Consider the following 19,172-nt stretch of genomic DNA (forward strand, 5'->3'; position numbering starts at 1 on the left):
AGGGGCATTCTCTTTCATTTTCTTAAAAAAATGGTCATAGTCCATTCCAGGATATATTCTCCTATCGTCATACAGCAGAATCGATATCCTCCATTTTCAATATGCGAATCAAAAAAACCTTGCATTGTCCCCATTTGTTTGCTAGAAATAGATAGGGGGAATTACCGGTTCCGGGTAATATAATTCGTGAAGATTAGGGTAGACTTGTTAAATGAATACCTTATATATACATAAAGGCTATCAAGCCTTTTCTTTTATTTTTGTCTACAATTTCACAATTTTGTCACATCTTAAATTGGGGAGATTAAATAGATAGAAATGAAATTCCATGATACAATAGCTTTGATGCTCGATTCGGGTTGTATCGTTAGCATCATATGTAGATTTTTATATACCCCCTGAAAACGCAGGTTTCATAAAAAGTTTGTCACATTGCGAACGTTTTGTGAGGGAGGTAGAAGGAGGAATTAATACGATGAACAATCCAAGAACAGTCGAATCCGCTTCTACACAAGTTATGAATCGTTCGGCTGTCGGCGAGTCGTCGCTATTGGCCGATATCAAAAGCCTCATCAAAGTCGGAATCATCAATTCCAACCTGATTACAACTTTTGCAGGCTTCTGGCTGGCGGTGTACTTTACCGGGACGTCCTTCTTCGATCATTGGCAAACTTTCTTGATGACAATGGTCGGAACTGCATTCATCATTGCAGGCGGGTGTATCATCAATAACTGGTATGACAGGGACATCGATGTCATCATGTCCCGTACGAAGACACGACCGACGGTTACTGGAACGATTGCACTTTCCCACATTAAGGTGATGGGAATCGTCGTATCCATTCTGGGATTCATTCTGTTATTATTTACAACACTTGAAGCTGCATTGTTTGGCGCGTTCGGGTGGTTTGTATATGTAGTTCTATATACGATGTGGTCTAAGCGAAGATATACGATCAATACTGTTATCGGAAGCTTTTCCGGAGCTGTACCGCCTTTGATCGGCTGGGCAGCAGTGGATCCGAATTTACAATTAGAAGCATTGATCCTCTTCTTGATCATGTTCATATGGCAACCACCACATTTCCTGGCTCTTGCCATGAAGAAAAAGAAAGAGTATGCTGCTGCTGGCATTCCGATGCTACCTGTAGTGCATGGATTCAAAATGACGAAGCGTCAAATCGTCGTCTATGTCGCATGTCTGCTTCCATTGCCGATTTACCTTGCTTCTCTTGGTACGGCATTCCTGATCATAAGCAGTTTGCTGACATTCGGTTGGCTCATCATCGGCTTGGCTGGTTTCGCCATGAAAGATGATATGAAATGGGCGACATGGATGTTCGTTTACTCACTATTGTTTTTGACTATCCTATTTCCTATGATGGTAGTCGTCACATTACCTTATTAAGGAAGAGGCTGTACCGTAAGGTGAAAGGTGACCGGTTCCTTTTGAATGGGCCGGTTTATCTGCCTTCACCTGTCGGTACATCTTCTTTAAAAATAAAGATAAAAAGAGAAAGAGAGGTATCACGCATGAAAGGATGGATGGGAAAATTCCGCACTCTGTTCCTATTTGGTGCACTTTCCCTTATCTTGTCAGGTTGTGGTGTGGAGAATTTATCTGCATTGAAGCCTAAAGGGCAAGGGGCGGATTTATTATTCGATCTTATGATCATCAGTATCGTGATAATGATTTTTGTATTCATTATCGTAATGGCCATTTATACTTTTGTCTTGATTCGCTATCGTCAAAAGAAGGGTCAAGAGGACATCATTCCAAAACAGACTGAAGGGAATAAAGCTCTTGAAATACTATGGACGGTCATTCCGATCATCCTATTGTTAGTGCTTGCTGTTCCTACTGTTCAGGCAACATTCGAATTGGCAGAAAAGCCAAAAGAAGCTGATATGGTGGTTGAGGTTACAGGTAATCAGTATTGGTGGCAGTTCGATTATTCGAACGAAGAGATTTCTACTAGTCAGGATCTCTATATACCTACAGATACCCGAGTATACTTAAACATGAAATCAAGTGATGTCATCCATTCATTCTGGGTGCCGTCAATCGCAGGGAAAATGGATACCAACCCTGGTGATAATGAAAACACGATGTACTTAGAAGCCAATGAAGAAGGCGTTTACTGGGGACACTGTGCAGAGCTGTGTGGTCCATCGCACTCGTTGATGGATTTCCGTGTCATCGCAGTAAGCCCTGAAGAATATGACCAGTGGGTTGCAGACATGCAAGGGGTAGACCCTGAAGCACCTGCTGAAACAGATACAGCTCAAGAAGGGCAGGAGCTTTTCAATAACAACTGTCTGAGCTGTCATGCAATCGGTGCAGCACCTAAAGGTGTAGGTCCGAACTTGACCAACTTTGGTGATCGTACGAAGATTGCAGGTATTTTGGATCCTTCCAAAGAAAACCTAGTCGATTGGATTGTCAATCCTGAAGATATCAAGCCAGGTAACCAAATGCCGTCGAATCTGGTAAATGAAAAAGAGGCTGATAAGATTGCTGATTACTTGATGCAATTGCAGCCATCTGAAATCACTCCGGAATCCGCGAAGTGATTCCAGCTTAGTATTAGAGATGTAAGAAGTTTAAAGGGAGGTTTACAAGCGTGAGTACTGCTGTAGCACAAAAGCGTGGCTTCATGTATGCCGTGTGGGACTATCTTACGACTGTCGACCATAAGAAGATTGCTCATCTTTACTTGGTCTCAGGCGGTCTGTTCTTCCTACTTGGTGGCTTGGAAGCCATGATCATACGTATTCAGCTGATGAAACCTGATAATGATTTCATCAGTGCTGGACTTTATAATGAAATGCTGACAATGCATGGTACGACAATGATTTTCCTGGCTGCCATGCCGTTATTATTCGCTTTGATGAATGCCGTAGTTCCTTTGCAGATTGGTGCACGGGACGTTGCATTCCCATTCTTGAATTCTTTAGGTTTCTGGTTGTTCCTTTTCGGAGGAATCATGCTTAACTGCAGTTGGTTCCTTGGTGGAGCACCTGACGCAGGGTGGACTGCATATGCGCCACTTTCCACTACATCACCGGGACATGGCGTAGATTTCTATGTCATGGGATTGCAGATATCAGGGGCTGGTACACTGATAGGTGGTATCAACTTCCTTGTAACAATCGTTACGATGCGTGCACCTGGTATGACATACATGCGTATGCCGCTATTCACGTGGACGATTTTCGTAACTAGCACACTGATCCTGTTTGCATTCCCGGCATTGACTGTCGGTTTGTTCCTAATGATGTTCGACCGCATGTTCGGAGCGAATTTCTTTGATGTCGCTGCTGGTGGTAACGTTATCATTTGGGAGCATTTATTCTGGATTTTCGGACACCCGGAAGTATACATTCTTATTCTGCCGGTATTCGGTGTATTCAGTGAAGTATTTTCTACATTCTCTAAGAAGCGCCTATTCGGTTACTCTGCGATGGTATTCGCAACCGTACTGATCGGTTTCTTAGGATTCATGGTATGGGCACACCACATGTTCACTACAGGTATGGGCCCGATTGCAAACTCCATCTTCGCTGTAGCGACAATGGCGATTGCAGTTCCTACAGGTATCAAAATTTTCAACTGGTTATTCACGATGTGGGGCGGTTCTATCCGAATGACGGCCGCTATGCTTTGGTCGATCTCATTCATCCCTACATTCACACTCGGTGGTATGACTGGTGTCATGCTGGCAGCTGCTGCAGCTGACTATCAGTATCATGATACTTATTTCGTTGTTGCACACTTCCACTACGTAATCGTCGGTGGTGTTGTGTTCGGTATCTTTGCAGCATTGCATTACTGGTGGCCGAAGATGTTCGGTACTATGCTGAATGAAACGCTAGGAAAAGTAACATTCTGGTTGTTCTTCATCGGCTTCCACCTTACATTCTTCATCCAGCATTTCCTTGGACTGATGGGTATGCCTCGTCGTTACTGGGTATTCCTTGAAGGTCAGGAGCTTGAAACAGGAAACATGATCAGTTCGATTGGTGCCTTCCTAATGGCAGCCGGTACGATTGTGTTCCTTTACAACATTGTTGTAACATCGATTAAAAACGAACGTGTCGGGGGAGACCCTTGGGATGGCCGTACACTTGAGTGGGCGATTCCATCACCACCACCGTTCTATAACTTTAAGCAAACACCTTTAGTACGTGGATTGGATGCATTGTTCATCGAAAAATCCGAAGGTAAGAAAGGCATGACTCCAGCAGAACCTTTAGGAGATATCCATATGCCGAATGCTTCGTTCATTCCATTCATGATGTCTCTTGGTTTGTTCATAGCCGGATTCGGTTTCATCTATCAAGTGGATAACCTTTCCTATCTATGGCTTGTATTCATCGGTATGGGTATTACTCTTGGCAGCATGCTGCTCCGTTCGGTTAAAGATGACCTTGGGTACCATATCCATAAAGAAGATCTTGAGAAGGGGGATGGCGAATAATGAGTCATGAAGATGTACTGAATCCGAAAAAAATGCCGCATGATCCTGAAAGAGCCACCCTCGAAGGTAGAAATAAATTTCTCGGTTTCTGGTTCTTTCTTGGAGGAGAAACCGTATTATTCGCAAGTCTATTCGGTACCTACCTTGCATTGAAAGATTCGACAGCAGGAGGTCCCGGAACGGAAGAGTTGTTCGGTCTAGAACTTGTCTTCATCATGACGATGCTGCTTTTGACCAGTTCATTGACAAGTGTGTACGCAATGTACCACATGAAAAACAATGACTTTAAGAAAATGCAAGTGTGGCTTGGTGTAACGGTACTCCTTGGTTTCGCTTTCTTAGGCTGCGAGCTGTATGAGTTCTATCACTACATCCATCATTATGAGTTCACATTCCGTTCGTCTGCCCTTGGATCAGCCTTCTATACATTAGTCGGCTTCCACGGTGGACACGTAACATTCGGTTTATTCTGGATACTTGCGTTGATGATAAGGAATGCTAAGCGTGGACTGAACCTCTACAATGCGCCGAAGTTTTACATCGCAAGCCTTTACTGGCACTTCATCGACGTTGTATGGGTGTTCATCTTCACAGTAGTTTACTTGATGGGAAAGGTGGGTTAATCGATGGCAGATCACACTAATTCCACAAAAGGTTCGATGGATTTTGAGAAGAGTGCGCACAAAGAAGAGATGAAGCAACAGGTCATCAGTTTTGCCATGATGATCGCCTTTACAATTGCTGCCTTCGCGGTAGTGGTTACCGATGCAATCGATCGTTATTTCGTTATACCTACTATACTCCTGCTTGCAGTAGTACAGGTCATATTCCAACTTTATTACTTCATGCATATGAAGAATAGAGGACATAATATGCCAGCATTGATGCTGTACGGCGGTGTAGGCGTCGCTGTTTTGACGATCATTACATTCACTACAATTATCTGGTGGTAATTCAAAAAGACCGGAACAGACTTGTTCCGGTCTTTTTCTATGCTAATTTTCTTTGCCATCATCACCAGATTATGTCTTTTTTGTGAAAAAGGTCGTCTTTTCAGCTGTTATTGGTTAAAATAATAGATAGCAAACATATTGGAGTGAAGCATCTATGTGGTTAGAACTCGAACTGTTCGGCTTCCGTGCTTTATGGAGTCCGTACTTCTTCATATTTGTATTATTATTGTCTGCTCTTTATTTTTATATTACTGGACCAGGGCGACACCGTTTTACAGATGCAGCAAGACCGTCTGCAGCCCAGCAACTCATGTTCTATTTGGGAATGGTCCTTCTCTACATCATTAAGGGATCGCCAGTGGATCTTTTAGCGCATATCATGTTTACGGCACATATGACGCAGATGGCACTGTATTACTTACTATTCCCGATCCTCATCATCCGTGGTATTCCGGTTTGGGTATGGAAGAAAGTGGTTGTAGCACCAGTGCTGCGGCCGATCGTTAAGTTATTGACCCGTCCTTTGATTTCACTGGTTCTGTTCAATGGCCTTTTTTCGTTATACCATATCCCGACTATATTTGATTATGCAAAGTCGAGTGAGATGGCACACACGATCATTACAACAGTCATCTTATTCCTTGCGTTCTGTATGTGGTGGTCGATTTTCACACCGATAAAAGAATACGATCGACTGAGTCCACTAGTGAAAATCGGGTTTATTTTTGCCAACGGTGTATTGATTACACCTGCCTGTGGTTTGATCATTTTTGCCGGTTCACCGTTATATGCGACTTATTCGGAAGCGGGAGCCTGGATCCAGGCGTTGAGCCTTTGTGTCCCAGGGGATGTTTTAAGTGGTTTGAGCTCTACACTCTCAGGCCCTGAGTTTTTCACCCCAATTCCACTGATCGAGGATCAGCAGCTTGGCGGCATCATTATGAAAATCACACAGGAAATCATTTTCGCTTCGGTCATCGCTTACATTTTCTTCGGATGGTTCAATAAAGAAAGAAATGTAATCGATCCTTTACCGGCGGATGCACTGCACGAGTCACATTAACCAGGTATAGTAAGAAAGCTTTTCTGCAGGGAGGTCTGCAGGAAAGCTTTTTTTTGTTGATTTTATGAATTTTAAGTGAATCATCTTGTCTCTATGAATGTTTTCTTATACGATAAGGAAGGATGTTGAAGGAAAGGATGAAAGAAATGGCTACGTTACCACTACTACCGACCATCAGTACATTTTTCATTGCTTTAAGCGCGATTCTGGTGGCAATCGGATGGGGACTGATCGTAAATCAGAAGCGGACTGCTCATAAAAAAGTTATGATTGCAGCGGCTATCAGTGCTTTACTGTTTTTTATCATATACTTATCCCGAACTATTTTTGTAGGGAATACGAGCTTTGGTGGTCCTGATTCCATCAAAGTATTCTACACGGTATTCCTTGTGTTCCATATCATACTTGCTACAGTAGGTGCAGTGTTCGGCTTAGTGACACTAACATTGGCATTCAAAAGGAAGATCGCCAAACATAGGAAAATCGGTCCTGTAACAAGCATCATTTGGTTCTTTACAGCGATTACGGGTGTTGCTGTGTATCTACTGCTTTATGTCATTTATAAAGGTGGAGAAACGACCAGTATGCTGCGTGCAATTCTCGGGTATTGACGTTGTTATGAAAAGTTTGTAGGTTCATGGGATAAATTGTTTAGTTGAAAGCGATAACAGGTATATAGATAGATGTGTAGATCACCTATTACCGAGAGGAGAACGACCCATGGATTTAGAAACACCACGTTTACAAATAAAAGCGATTGATTTGGAAACTGCACAAGTTTTGATGAAAAACGCGTTAGCTTTTTATTATAAGTATCAGCTGCCCTGGAGTGAAGATTGGCCACATGATGGATTAAGGGCGCTGTTACCATTATATGCAGAGCAGGTGGAAGCTGATGAAACATCTGTAGGCTTCGGTCCTTGGTTCATCATAGATAAGCACCATCAGCGTATCATCGGAGATATCGGCTTCAAAGGGAGACCTGATCAAGAGGGTGCAGTTGAAATCGGATATTGTATTGTCCCTGAAGAACGAGGTGCAGGTTATGCATCAGAAGCGGTCGAATACATTGTCCAATGGGCATTCCAAAATGGTGCGAAAAGTGTGCAGGCTCAATGTGATCGGGAAAACATTCCTTCACAGAAAGTTTTGATCAACAACCGTTTCGTCAATACAGACAAGCAAGATAAGATTCTGTTATTCAAAAGGGAGAAGAAAGTCCATGACCATTATAAAGAGCGCAGTAAAAGAGGATTATGATGCTATATTGGAACTTGGCGAGTATGCCTTCAATTACAAGTTGACGGACGAGCAGAAAAGCGATCGTCATTGGCAGATGGACCAGCAAAAGGTCTTTATTATCAAGGATGACAAAACGATCGCTTCCAAACTGCATCTCCTTCCGCTTGAGGTCTTTTTTGGTGAGAAGAAGATCAAGATGGGTGGTATAGCCGGTGTTGCTACATGGCCCGAGTACAGGCGATTGGGTCATGTTGGGGAAATGATGAAGCATAGTTTACAGACAATGAAGGAATGCGGCATGAATTTTTCGATGCTGCATCCTTTTTCCATTCCATTTTACCGGAAATACGGCTATGAATTGACCAATTACCAGCATACATATGAATACGATATAACGAAGCTTACCATGCAAGGAAAGCATATTCCGGGTAAGGTGAAGCGATTCAAAGCTGAGCATTTTGAGTCTTGTAAATCTGAATTACAACGCTTATACAGTAGGAAAGCAGAGCATTATACATTGCTGTTGGAACGAGAGGACTGGTGGTGGGAAAAGCGGGTACTCTCTCCATCTTCTCAAATGGTGCTTTATTTTGATGATCAAGGAATCGCACAAGGATACATGATCGCTGAAATGGAAAAAGAACTTCTGAATATCGAAGAGTTCATCTATTTTAGTTCTGATGCGTTCCATAAACTTTTGCAGTGGGTTTCCCAGCATGATTCGATGACGGGTCAAGTCAAACTGATGATGCTTCCGGATGATCTCGATGCTTATTATTTTGCAGATCCCCGTGGTAAGGAATCAAGCCATGCCTACTTTATGAGCAGGATTGTGGATGTAGCTTCATTTATCAGTGAATATCCTTTTATTAATGAAGGAATGGATGCAACATTCTATTTGAATGTGACGGATGACCATGCACACTGGAATGAAGGAACGTGGAAGTGGGAAGTAAAGGAAGGAAATACGGTGAACTTTGAGCGAGTGGCAACTGAAGCAGAGGTTCCGTCCATTAGCTGTACAATCAATACACTGACAGCCATTCTCACTGGAGCTTTAACAATTGAAAAAGCTGTTTTTATGCATTCCCTCAATGGTGACGAGGCGCAACTATCACGTTTGGGAGCATTAATTCAGCCTAAACCCCCAGCATTTCTGGACTTTTTCTGATTTTAAAGTAAAAGCCAGTACACTTCGATACCGATGTGTACTGGCTTTTTTAATTTCTAAATTTTAAAATTCCATTGGATGATTCCTGCCTCTTTTGCCGAATTGAAAGCGATGATGACCAATGGTCCCAGGATGAATCCCATGATCCCAATCAGCTTTAATCCAAGATACATCGCAATCAACGTTGCAAGAGGGGATAATCCGATATGGCGCCCCATCACTTTAGGTTCGACAGTTCTTCTGATTGCAAGCAGCAGGATAGCCAAAACAGCCAATTTCGTCCCCGTCACCGCATCTCCCGTCAAGTACATGTATAACGACCATGGCCCAAGGATGATGATTGATCCGATGATTGGAATGAAGTCGATTGCCCAAATGATCAGCGACATGATGATTGCTACTTCTGGAGCAATGAAAAACAGCCCCACAAGACTGACGATGAAGATGATGATACTGACAAGGAACTGTGCTTTAAGGAAGCCGAATACGACATAGGATAAGCGGGTATTCATGAATTTTACTTTTTCGGCTGTTTCCTTCGTCATATGTGCGTATGCGCGTTCTTTCAGACGTGGCATCTCCAGCATGAATAAAAATAATGCAATAAGGTAAACAAGGAAGCTTACGAGGTATTCCGGAACCTTCGCTACTGCTAGCGCAATTTTATCAAGCTTCAAGTTATCAAGGATGGAATTGGAAAAGCCTTTTACATTATTTTGGATACTTGTCGTTACTTCTGAAACGAATTCATCAGGCAGGTCTTCGGTGTAACGATCAATATCCGCTTCCCACCCTATAAGAGTTTGGTTAAGCTGTTTGACATACGTCGGGCTGTTTTCTGTGAATTGCACAACTTGAGTCACGATTTTCGTAACAGTAAAGCTGCCGATAATACCTATCAATAGCAGAAATAACAGAAAGACGATCGTCACTGACATTTTCCGCTTCATACGGAAACGATACTGCATCCAGCGGACCGCTGGATTCAAAAAGAAGGAGGTTACGAGTGCTACGATCAGCGGTACAGAAACCGGTAGTAAATAGTAAGCCGCAATCAGTAACAGGATTGATACAATAATGAGAATCCATTGTCGTTTCGTCATGTATTTGAACAATTTATTTATGTAGCTCCTTTCGTAAAAAGACGGTCTTCGGATACGTTATGTGGCACTCATTGGATGTATAAAAAAAGCCGCAGCCTCTTAGGCAGAGGTCCGGCTTTTTGATGGCCTGTCTTAAGACTTATGATAGCCCTTAAGGGTTTCCTGTGCATTAGCGATAAGGCTTTTTGCACGGTTGATCAGATCTGGAGAGAACCCTTCCTCTTCTCCATACTCTACACCATGAGGGTAGTAATGGCGTCCAAGCAGTGGTGTCATCAGCTGGAATACACCATTTCCACGATCTACATCCCCTTCAATTACAAACCCTTGGATGCGGATATAATACGTAATATTCTTTTCATGGGATCCGATTTTATAATCATATGTAACTCGTTCATAATCCCACTGTCCGCCACGGATGAATCCGTTCTTATTCAGGATGTGGTCCAATGGTTTTTGTTCAACAATCAATTCTTCGATTCCTGTACCTTCTAGTCTCATTTCTTCCACCTCGCAAATTTGTATAGGTCTAAGATCATCATAGTATGAATGATGGATTACTGCAATTTACCAAATTCTTTCTTCGGTAGGAGATTGCTCCATTATTGTCCACCTTCATTATACAATAAACTGACACACTCTGCATGCAAAATATTCGTCATTTTGGACACACTAAACATCGATTGGGCACAATCCATGTTCCTATTGTCATTCAAATAAGGAGGAATATTCAATGAAATCCGTAAATGATATCATGACGTCAGATGTATCTTGCTGTAAAGAAGATGATCACCTTTATGATGCAGCAACATTGATGAAAGAACGCAATGTAGGAGCGATTCCTGTATGCCGGGAGAACAATGAGCTGGTCGGGATGGTGACTGACCGTGACCTTGTCATAAGAGGATATGCAGCGAAAAAGCCTGGTTCTGCTGCCATTACAGAGGTAATGAGCGATAAGCTCTACCATGTTGCCCCTGATGCAAGTCTGCAGGAAGCAAGTCAAGTGATGGCGGACCATCAAATCAGACGTCTTCCTGTAGTTCAACAGGGAAAGCTGGTTGGTATCATTTCGCTTGGAGACTTATCAGTCGAAGATATGTCCAATCAAGCTGCAGGTACTGCTTTGGAAGAAATTTCAGAGCGTCCGGAAGTTCACTGATTTTTTGAAGCATCGTCCTTTAAGGTCGATGCTTCCTCATTTACATAGAAGGTGCAAACATCTAAAATAGGCATAAACTAATGAGCCGATTATTATAATGGTAGAAGCATTAGTAGAGAGGACGAAATGCTTTTACTCTATAGAAGAGGGAGAAGAAGCCGAATGAAACTGTTACGTGTAGCGATTCTGCTGCTGATCATTTATAGTATATATTCTATGGCAAAAGGGGATTTATTCAACCAGACACTGGAACAGGAAGCGAACAAAGCAATAGACAGAGTAGAGGAAACCTTTGAGACACTGGAAGCTGAAATAGACAAAGAAGAACCACAGGCCGCAATCGAAGAGAGTGAAAGCCTTTCCTATGAAGGGAGTCTTTATCAGTGGATCGGAAAATCAGAGGCATCATTGGTAGATGAATATGGCGAACCGAACCGGAAAGACGCGAGTGCATATGGGTACACGTGGTGGATCTATAACCAGGACCCCTCTGAATACCTTCAATTCGGTGTTGAAGATGGTAAAGTGGTAACCTGGTTTGCTACTGGAAAAGACATGCAGATGGCACCATATCAATTGGGTCAGACATATGATGAAGTCAACGGGATACAACCCTTCAATGAAGAAATCAAGTACAAAAAAGGGATCGAACAATTCACGTTTCAATTAACGGAAGAGGATCGAAAGCGGCGCCCTCTTATTAAATTGAGTGACAGTGTGTTTGCACAATTGTATTTTGATACATTCACTGAAGAACTTTCATCTGTGAGAGTACTGACCAGCGGTACCCTACTTAAACATCAACCCTACAAAGTGATGTACCGTGGTGAGTTGCCTGAAAAGCCGGTGCTTCTGGAGGAAGAATGGACCGAGGTCCAAAAGGGGAGAGAGCAACAGGTTTTTGATATCACCAACGTTATCCGCCACCGTTTCGGGAAATCTCCGGTGGTCTGGGATGAGGGCGTTGCTTCAGTTGCTTTTAATCACAGCCAGGATATGAATGTGAACAATTATTTCTCCCACTATTCACAGAACGGAGATGGATTGAAGGAGCGTTTGGCAACCGGTGAAGTCCGTTACGTAAGAGCAGGAGAAAATATTGCGGCCCAATACCCGGATGGGCCGGCTGCAGTAGAGGGCTGGCTGAATAGTGAAGGGCATCGTGAAGCGCTTCTATTCGATCAGTACACACATCTAGGAGTAGGAGTGTATAAAGATTACTACACACAAAACTTCCTTACGTTGCCATGAATTGCCCACACACCTATGAACCGTTTTCTGCTGCCTGCATAGGCTGATAGCAGAAGAAGATTGTTTAGGATCAATGAAACATATACGGGGTGTTTATTATGGAAGAAAAGAGTTTACATCCAGATGTGAGAAGGTTCCAGCAATTTGTAGGTTCTCATCCAAAACTCAAACAGGCGCTTCGTGAAAATAAAGGCAGTTTGCAGGATTGGTATGAGAAATGGGCACTACTTGGTGAGGATGATCCGTTTTGGGATGACTACAAGAGGGAAGATGCCGGTGATGATAAGAAAGAAGATCTAGATGAAAGTAACGATGGTTCAAAAAAAGAGTGGATGAATCAGTTCATGCACATGGTCAATACTGTGAATTGGGACCAGGTAAACGGTCATATCCATCAACTTAATGGCGCCATCGGTAATATTCAAAATCTTGTCCAGCAATTTCAGGATATGAAAAAATCGAATGCAGGACCGAAAAATACCTTTCCATTCTTAAAGGACTGATCAATCATGCAACCGAATACGTATCATTATTTGACTGAAAACGAAGAACGACTGGCATTCATTAGGCTCCACCCGGAATGGTACCGGAAACTGACGCGCGATCCTGAACAAATTACAGAATTTGAAAAAGAGATGAAATACTTTTTTGGAAGGACGCCGGTGCAGCGGATTGAACAGTTCGGTAACAGATTGCAAATGATGAACATGCTCATCCAGATGGCGAAAATCATGAAGGAAGGCTGATTGCCTTCTTTTTTTCATGCCTGCTATCTGATATGATTGAATAGGAGGTGTACCATATGCTTGCCACATTGGAAATCGTCGACTTACTTGATCGTGCCGAAGGTATTGGCCAAATCATTCTCCAGTCTGATGTCATGGAAGAGTATCAGGTTGCCAAAAAGCAATTGGAGAACGATGAGGAAGCACAGGCGTTGATCATGAAGTTTACCAAGATAAAAGAACATTACGAGGATGTACAACGTTTCGGAAGATATCATCCTGATTATAATAGCATTATGAAAGAAGTTCGTTCCGTCAAAAGAGAGATGGATATGAATGAGAAAGTTGCAGTGTTCAAAAAGAAGGAACGTGAACTGCAGAAGCTGCTGGATGAAGTGAGCAATCAACTGGCTAAAAGTGTTTCCGAGCAAATCAAGGTTCCACGCGATGGGATGGCTCTGATGGATAGCGGTTGCGGGTGTGGTACCGGTGGCGGTTGTGGGTGTGCGGCATCCTGATCATTTACGATGGCTGCGTGAAACGAATGCAGTCGTCACATAGATTGCCACAGCAGAACATTTTCCTTTGAGGAACTAGGAATCGTATCCGATACACATATTGCGCCTGATTTTTGCGGACATAACTCATCGCAAGAGTCAGGCGTTTTCCTTTCATCGCCGTAGCTGCTGAAAGTTTCAGTAAACTTTCAATCATTGTCTGAGTCACATCAGCTGCAGGAGTAATATAGATGAATGGTAGACCGGTGATGATTTTATGGTCAAAAACAGCTACCATTTCTGAACTGTCCATTGTCTCAATGAATTTCATCCATGCTTTTTCGTGATCAGTCATGATAAGTGTACCTCCTGTTCCTATAACTTCTTTATCATTGTACGAGCTATGAGTGGCGTTTTCAAACGTAGGGGACGGAGCAAGTCACGATTGCCCAATATTCAGAAGTTTGTTAAACTGTCTATAAATGTCATACAAAGTGAGGAAAAATTATGACTGTTCATCGCAAAGGCATCATCATTTATTTTCAACATATGAAAAATTTAAGGCAGTTGAAAAAGCACGGCCATTTGATCTACGCTTCCAAAAAACATAAATATGCTGTATTGTACGTGAATCAGGATAATTATGATGAAATGCTGGTGAAGCTGGACAGACTTCCATTCGTGTCACGCGTGCTTGAATCACATAAGCCGCATATTAAAACTGATTATGAAAATTCCAAACCCGATAAAGCGAAACAGTACGATTATAAGATGGGTATATGATGAAATCCCGGAAAGACGACCGTCAGTCGTTTCTCCGGGATTTTTTATTCACCGATTCAAGAAGTGCTTATTGAAGCGGCGGGATATATTTGTTCATGCGAAGAATTCCGACCAGGTACTGGTAATAGAGATCCTTTTCATGAAATTCAGTTGAAGGTTTCACTACAAGTTCAGTAATTTCTTTTTCAATTGTCACTGCCAATTGCTTAAACAGGTCATACCGTTTGGTCTGCTGGTCGTTCGGATTGGGAATACCTTCCCTGCATATATATAATGCTTGGAATTTATCCTGGCCTGCTGGTTTCATTACGAGTACAAGTGATGTGATTGTTCGATCATTCGTAACGGTGTGGAGAGCCATCATACGATCGACCCTTGAAGGCATCCTCTCTCCTAGTTCGATAAGTTCATATAAATCCCCCATGCCGTTACCAAGTTCTATAAAGCGCTGAATCATAATCCGTTATCTCCTTTCATACATCTAGCATACACTCTAGCACGGATTGAGAAATTAGGGAATGGAGAGCCACCATTCATGCTAAATTTGTATGATAGAATGGAGGAAAGCTCTAGTTGATTAGACAGAGGTGAATGGAATGTTAAGAGGATTCGTGCTGGGATCACTCGTGATGAGTGGTATGGCAGCGCTGCTTCTGATTTACCAGTGGACGATGTTTTCGAGTACATCAGACGGAAAAGGATTAGCCCCCACTGTAGAGGAACAGTTCGATATCGAAGTAGAAGGTGGCCTCGCACACATAGTCCAAGAGATTTCCGGGCTTGAACCCGGTCAATCTTATAGTTTGATCATGGAAGATGTACATAAAGACTTCAAATGTGAATTGGATTTGAATAAACCCTGTCTATTGGAAGATGGAGAAGAGAGAAAGCTTGTCACTACAGGCAACAATGGTAAACTGATCTTCACTTATCAATTTCCCATACCCGATGAGCTGGTCATGAAGGATTGGGCAATTCAGCTTATGAACGGGGATGAAAGAATCCAGGGAAAGGTCGATGTTACGTTGAAAGCGGTTGGAGACAGGGTGAAGGCTTGGGAGACGAATGGTCTGCAGCAGGCTGCAATCAACAAGGAATATGTTGATTTTTATCGATGGATCAAAAAAGAGCATGGAACGCCTTCGTTGATCCATTATGACCCCGACCATTTGAAACTATGGAAAAAGGATGAATTCGTCCTTTTGTATCCCTCATCCAGCCAGTTAGAGAGCGAACAGCTTCAGGAGCTGGGAAAGCTTGCAAGCGAATATGAAGATCAAGTCATCGTTGCATCTGAAAATGAAAAGGGTATTTCCTTAGAGGAGATAGGTAACGGAGTACTGTCGAATCAGGCTTTCTATCAGGAATTGACGGATCCATGGACGCCTCTTACAGAAGAAGAGCGCCAGGCTGCACATGTCATAAGTGATGCTATCCATCCGACAGATGAGCCAAAAGGGAATCGTATGTCAACGATGACGGAAATGGTGACCAAAGCATTCGGAGATGAGGAGTTGGGACAGTTAGAAGCGCTCCTTATCGATGGGGTGCAACAAAAGTCATTCGTCAATGAGTTGGATGAAGCCCTCAGTACGGTGAAGCAAATGCCGACAACATTCTTTGCAGGGAATCAGGCCAGTTCTGAAGTGATCCCTTTATATTTTTACGACCAGAGACAAGTTGTTTGGAAAGAGAAAGTCCTTCCATGGCGTACAATATCACGGGAAGGTGAAAGTTTCTATCCGCTTGGAGGGGTTGCTTCTGCGGCGGGAATGGAAGTGATCCCGATTCCTGAAGACCGCTCCTACATCGTCGAATATGATAATCGAAGTTACCGTTTCTATGAGCAAAGCGAAACGTTCATCACAGATGAAGAACGCTTTGGATTGACGGAGGAAGCGATTATCCGTGTAAATGAAGAGATCTACATTCGGGAGCAACTGATTGGGGACCTGTTCGATATCCGTTTGAATGAATCCGAAGATGCCATCGTCATGATTCCAAAAAAATAGGGCTGTCCTGATCGGACATGACCATTTCGACCGTCTAAAACAGATTCAGGTCGAAGATGGAAAGTACGATCGGACAGCCCTCCTTTTTGTTTCTATCTGGGAGAAACAAAAAGCAAAGGGAGAGGAGAAACCGGAGGAAGAGCTTATGGGGATGTAAGCCTTCTCCGTCTTCTAAAGCAGCAGGTTATCCCTTACTGCTTCATTGGTTATTATGAACAGTGGAAAGAAAAAATATACAACGGCTTCTTCAATTTTTTACACTGTTTGATAAGTTTCCTCAACGAGAGCATTTGTGGTAGGATAATGGGGAATGCTTTGGAATGAGGTGTCGATTGACATGCGAGTAATTGCAGGAGAACATAAGGGAAGACAATTGAAACCTGTACCGAACCGATTGACCCGGCCCACAACAGATAAAGTGAAAGAAGCACTTTTCCATGTGATCGGTCCTTTCTTTGAAGGTGGACAGGCACTGGATCTCTTCGCAGGCAGCGGAGGGCTCGGTATTGAAGGTTTGAGCAGAGGAATGGAGCGCTGTGTGTTCGTGGATAAGCAGCCTAAAGCGATTCAGACGATCTATGCCAACCTGAAGGAACTGAAACTTGAGGAGCGTGCTGAAGTTTTCCGCACGGATGCATTCCGAGCACTGAAAGCAGCTGGTAAAAGAGGGTTGATCTTTGATTACATCTTCCTTGATCCACCATATAAAAAGGTATCCTATTCATCATTGATGGAAAGTATCCTTGAACATGAGCTTCTTGCTGATGGTGGGTTAATCATATGTGAACATGATCCAGACGAACAGCTTCCGGACCAGGTGGGGACACTTACACTGAAAAAACAGGATGTGTACGGTGGATCGATCGGCATTGGAATTTATAAGTAAGGAGGGAATGACGATGACACGACTTGCGATATGTCCAGGGAGCTTCGATCCGATTACGTATGGACATCTTGATATCATTCAGCGTGGATCGAAAGTTTTTGACCATATCATCGTAGCCGTCTTCAATAATCAATCCAAGTCACCATTATTTGATGTCGAAGAGAGGCTGCATCTGATTAAAGAAAGTACTAAGGATATTCCGAATGTGTCTGTAGATTCTTGTAGCGGACTTTTGATGGACTATGCTAAATCAAAGAATGCACAAGCGATCATTCGTGGCCTGAGAGCTGTCAGTGATTTCGAATACGAGATGCAGATCACATCCATGAACCGTAAACTGAACGAGGACATTGAAACGTTCTTCATGATGACGAACAATCAGTATTCCTTCTTAAGCTCAAGCACGGTCAAGGAAGTCGCAAAATATCGGGCGTCTGTTTCTGATTTAGTTCCACCTATAGTGGAGGATGCATTGAAACGGAAGTTCGAATAGATTCTTCTACATAATCTGTAAAGATGATCAATAGGATGCCATCCGTCAATTGAATTGGATGGCATCCTATTTTTGTATCCTTGCAGAAAGAATCATGATGCCGACCATCAAGGTAACAATGGTCAATGGAGGTCCCCATTGCTGCATCCAATGGAAAATGGTAGTCATCATGTCCATATTCGGCGAAGATGTTACTGGAATTGCGTCCAAGGACTTAGCGGACTGAGACAGGTAGAGCGGTTTATACAATACAACACACAGGATGCTTGCAAATAAACCATGCAACAGCCTTCCTACGAAATAAGGGAAGAAACGCACATCGGTTTCTGATAGGATGCTTGCAACCTGTGCCTGTACAGAAAGGCCATTGAAACCAAGGATGAAACTTACAGCCATCGCTGCGAACAAAATGCTGACCCCTGTCTGTGAGATCATCTGCGAACCCATTGTAATTTCCATCAACCCGGAAAAAATCGGTATGCTCAGCACAGCCGGAAGCTGGATGGCTTCGAGGACTAACCTGAATACTCCAGCTACATAGCCAGTCAGGTTAGACACGAACAACAGCTTATTCAATACCGAAAAAATGATGATGAACCCACCGATCATGAGCAATGTTTGTATGGAGGAGAGAACAGCATCTCCGAACAGTTTACCGAAGGGGCGGTTATCTTTGATTCTTGTTTGATGAAGCTCCTTGAATGCTCGCGTCAGAGAAAAAGATGGGCGACGCTCGTTCCTGAATAGCCTTTCTTCTCTCAAACCGTGAAACCGCATGACAAGACCGACGAGGGTATTACCGATATAATGACTTGCGGCTAGCAGCATACCGAGAGCAATATCCTGAAAAAATCCTACAGCGATGGCTGCAAAGATGAACAAAGGATTTGAGGCATTCGTGAAAGAGACAAGCCGTTCAGCTTCAAGCTTAGTAAGTTCACCTTCCTCTCTTAGACGTGCAGTTATCTTTGCACCAGCTGGATAGCCACTCGCCATTCCCATCGCCCATACGAAGCTTCCGGAGCCAGGCACATTGAACAAGGGTCTCATCACAGGCTCGAACAGTACACCTATGAAAGTAACAACTCCGAAACCTATCATCATTTCAGAAATGATGAAAAAAGGTAACAAGGATGGGAAAACGATCTCCCACCACATATTCAAACCACGAATGCTTGCCGATAGTGCCTGATCAGGAAAGCGGATCAGCCCGGCTGCAAACAAGATGGCAAATGAAGCAAGGAAGAATGATTTCAGTTGTGACTTCATACAAGCCTCCTTTATGGCACATTCGCATTTCTGTACTTCTAAAACGTTAAATAGTAGAATTGATTTAATCAGGACGAGCAT

At 43.0% G+C, this 19,172-nt stretch carries 23 protein-coding genes; 18 read left to right on the plus strand and 5 right to left on the minus strand.

The features are described from left to right. The first annotated feature begins 475 nt into the window (after window positions 1–475). The 9 genes from cyoE to ACFQ2J_RS02445 all read left to right on the plus strand — a co-directional run bounded on the left by cyoE (window position 476) and on the right by ACFQ2J_RS02445 (window position 8,910). Window positions 476–1,408, plus strand: coding sequence for a heme o synthase (gene cyoE / locus ACFQ2J_RS02405; RefSeq protein ID WP_386056249.1), 933 nt, complete (start codon window positions 476–478; stop codon window positions 1,406–1,408). A 125-nt stretch (window positions 1,409–1,533) separates the two neighbouring features. Further along, window positions 1,534–2,574, plus strand: coding sequence for a cytochrome c oxidase subunit II (gene coxB / locus ACFQ2J_RS02410; protein ID WP_386056250.1), 1,041 nt, complete (start codon window positions 1,534–1,536; stop codon window positions 2,572–2,574). Between the two features lie 50 nt (window positions 2,575–2,624). Continuing rightward, window positions 2,625–4,481 carry a cytochrome c oxidase subunit I gene (gene ctaD, locus ACFQ2J_RS02415; protein ID WP_386056252.1) on the plus strand — a complete coding sequence of 619 codons (1,857 nt, stop codon included), beginning with the start codon at window positions 2,625–2,627 and terminating at the stop codon, window positions 4,479–4,481. Beyond that, on the plus strand, window positions 4,481–5,104 hold the full coding sequence (locus ACFQ2J_RS02420; protein WP_386056254.1) for a cytochrome (ubi)quinol oxidase subunit III: 624 nt from the start codon (window positions 4,481–4,483) through the stop codon (window positions 5,102–5,104). The genes ctaD and ACFQ2J_RS02420 overlap by 1 nt, the downstream gene beginning before the upstream one ends. 3 nt (window positions 5,105–5,107) lie before the next feature. Continuing rightward, window positions 5,108–5,434, plus strand: coding sequence for a cytochrome c oxidase subunit IVB (ctaF, locus tag ACFQ2J_RS02425; RefSeq protein WP_386056256.1), 327 nt, complete (start codon window positions 5,108–5,110; stop codon window positions 5,432–5,434). A gap of 154 nt (window positions 5,435–5,588) precedes the next feature. After that, entirely contained in the window at window positions 5,589–6,497 is a 909-nt protein-coding gene (gene ctaG / locus ACFQ2J_RS02430) for a cytochrome c oxidase assembly factor CtaG (protein ID WP_386056258.1), read from the plus strand. A 146-nt stretch (window positions 6,498–6,643) separates the two neighbouring features. Next, window positions 6,644–7,108, plus strand: coding sequence for a DUF420 domain-containing protein (locus ACFQ2J_RS02435; RefSeq protein WP_386056259.1), 465 nt, complete (start codon window positions 6,644–6,646; stop codon window positions 7,106–7,108). Window positions 7,109–7,217: 109 nt separating this feature from the next. Further along, the gene (locus ACFQ2J_RS02440; RefSeq protein WP_386056260.1) at window positions 7,218–7,757 is read left to right on the plus strand and encodes a GNAT family N-acetyltransferase; all 540 of its coding nucleotides are present in this window, start codon (window positions 7,218–7,220) and stop codon (window positions 7,755–7,757) included. Continuing rightward, a complete protein-coding gene (locus tag ACFQ2J_RS02445) occupies window positions 7,720–8,910 on the plus strand; it encodes a GNAT family N-acetyltransferase (protein ID WP_386056262.1) in 1,191 nt (396 codons plus the stop codon). The genes ACFQ2J_RS02440 and ACFQ2J_RS02445 overlap by 38 nt, the downstream gene beginning before the upstream one ends. A 56-nt stretch (window positions 8,911–8,966) precedes the next feature. Here ACFQ2J_RS02445 and ytvI read toward each other — a convergent pair whose 3' ends face one another. Both ytvI and ACFQ2J_RS02455 read right to left on the minus strand, forming a co-directional pair. Further along, entirely contained in the window at window positions 8,967–10,025 is a 1,059-nt protein-coding gene (ytvI, locus tag ACFQ2J_RS02450; protein WP_386056263.1) for a sporulation integral membrane protein YtvI, read from the minus strand. 120 nt (window positions 10,026–10,145) lie between these two features. Further along, window positions 10,146–10,514: a YugN family protein gene (locus ACFQ2J_RS02455; RefSeq protein WP_386056265.1), complete on the minus strand. Its 369-nt coding sequence runs from the start codon at window positions 10,512–10,514 to the stop codon at window positions 10,146–10,148. A 232-nt stretch (window positions 10,515–10,746) separates the two neighbouring features. On the opposite strand from ACFQ2J_RS02455, the gene ACFQ2J_RS02460 reads away from it, so the two are divergent. The 5 genes from ACFQ2J_RS02460 to ACFQ2J_RS02480 all read left to right on the plus strand — a co-directional run bounded on the left by ACFQ2J_RS02460 (window position 10,747) and on the right by ACFQ2J_RS02480 (window position 13,669). Next, window positions 10,747–11,175 carry a CBS domain-containing protein gene (locus ACFQ2J_RS02460; protein WP_386056267.1) on the plus strand — a complete coding sequence of 143 codons (429 nt, stop codon included), beginning with the start codon at window positions 10,747–10,749 and terminating at the stop codon, window positions 11,173–11,175. Between the two features lie 162 nt (window positions 11,176–11,337). Beyond that, a complete protein-coding gene (locus tag ACFQ2J_RS02465; protein WP_386056268.1) occupies window positions 11,338–12,426 on the plus strand; it encodes a CAP domain-containing protein in 1,089 nt (362 codons plus the stop codon). Window positions 12,427–12,524: 98 nt separating this feature from the next. Next, the gene (ylbD, locus tag ACFQ2J_RS02470; protein ID WP_386056269.1) at window positions 12,525–12,929 is read left to right on the plus strand and encodes a spore coat protein YlbD; all 405 of its coding nucleotides are present in this window, start codon (window positions 12,525–12,527) and stop codon (window positions 12,927–12,929) included. Between the two features lie 6 nt (window positions 12,930–12,935). Further along, window positions 12,936–13,172 carry a YlbE-like family protein gene (locus ACFQ2J_RS02475; RefSeq protein WP_386056271.1) on the plus strand — a complete coding sequence of 79 codons (237 nt, stop codon included), beginning with the start codon at window positions 12,936–12,938 and terminating at the stop codon, window positions 13,170–13,172. 56 nt (window positions 13,173–13,228) lie between these two features. Further along, entirely contained in the window at window positions 13,229–13,669 is a 441-nt protein-coding gene (locus ACFQ2J_RS02480) for a YlbF family regulator (RefSeq protein WP_386056273.1), read from the plus strand. 4 nt (window positions 13,670–13,673) lie between these two features. Here the strand turns inward: ACFQ2J_RS02480 and ACFQ2J_RS02485 are convergent, their stop codons facing one another. Next, entirely contained in the window at window positions 13,674–14,003 is a 330-nt protein-coding gene (locus ACFQ2J_RS02485; protein WP_386056274.1) for a hypothetical protein, read from the minus strand. A 152-nt stretch (window positions 14,004–14,155) separates the two neighbouring features. Here ACFQ2J_RS02485 and ACFQ2J_RS02490 point away from each other — a divergent pair, with 152 nt between their 5' ends. Continuing rightward, complete coding sequence (locus ACFQ2J_RS02490) at window positions 14,156–14,431, plus strand: YlbG family protein (protein WP_386056276.1); 276 nt, start codon at window positions 14,156–14,158, stop codon at window positions 14,429–14,431. A gap of 67 nt (window positions 14,432–14,498) precedes the next feature. On the opposite strand, the gene ACFQ2J_RS02495 is transcribed toward ACFQ2J_RS02490, so the two are convergent. Beyond that, window positions 14,499–14,888: a DUF7147 family protein gene (locus ACFQ2J_RS02495; RefSeq protein ID WP_386056277.1), complete on the minus strand. Its 390-nt coding sequence runs from the start codon at window positions 14,886–14,888 to the stop codon at window positions 14,499–14,501. A gap of 139 nt (window positions 14,889–15,027) precedes the next feature. On the opposite strand from ACFQ2J_RS02495, the gene ACFQ2J_RS02500 reads away from it, so the two are divergent. The 3 genes from ACFQ2J_RS02500 to coaD all read left to right on the plus strand — a co-directional run bounded on the left by ACFQ2J_RS02500 (window position 15,028) and on the right by coaD (window position 17,822). Beyond that, the gene (locus tag ACFQ2J_RS02500) at window positions 15,028–16,443 is read left to right on the plus strand and encodes a hypothetical protein (protein WP_386056278.1); all 1,416 of its coding nucleotides are present in this window, start codon (window positions 15,028–15,030) and stop codon (window positions 16,441–16,443) included. 337 nt (window positions 16,444–16,780) lie between these two features. Next, entirely contained in the window at window positions 16,781–17,329 is a 549-nt protein-coding gene (gene rsmD, locus ACFQ2J_RS02505; protein ID WP_386058309.1) for a 16S rRNA (guanine(966)-N(2))-methyltransferase RsmD, read from the plus strand. Between the two features lie 13 nt (window positions 17,330–17,342). Next, complete coding sequence (gene coaD / locus ACFQ2J_RS02510) at window positions 17,343–17,822, plus strand: pantetheine-phosphate adenylyltransferase (protein ID WP_386056280.1); 480 nt, start codon at window positions 17,343–17,345, stop codon at window positions 17,820–17,822. A 66-nt stretch (window positions 17,823–17,888) separates the two neighbouring features. Here coaD and ylbJ read toward each other — a convergent pair whose 3' ends face one another. Further along, window positions 17,889–19,091, minus strand: a complete 1,203-nt coding sequence (gene ylbJ, locus ACFQ2J_RS02515) for a sporulation integral membrane protein YlbJ (RefSeq protein ID WP_386056282.1) — start codon at window positions 19,089–19,091, stop codon at window positions 17,889–17,891. Window positions 19,092–19,172: the final 81 nt, after the last annotated feature.

The organism is Thalassobacillus hwangdonensis (assembly GCF_042675915.1).
Lineage (GTDB): Bacteria > Bacillota > Bacilli > Bacillales > Halobacillaceae > Thalassobacillus_A > Thalassobacillus_A hwangdonensis.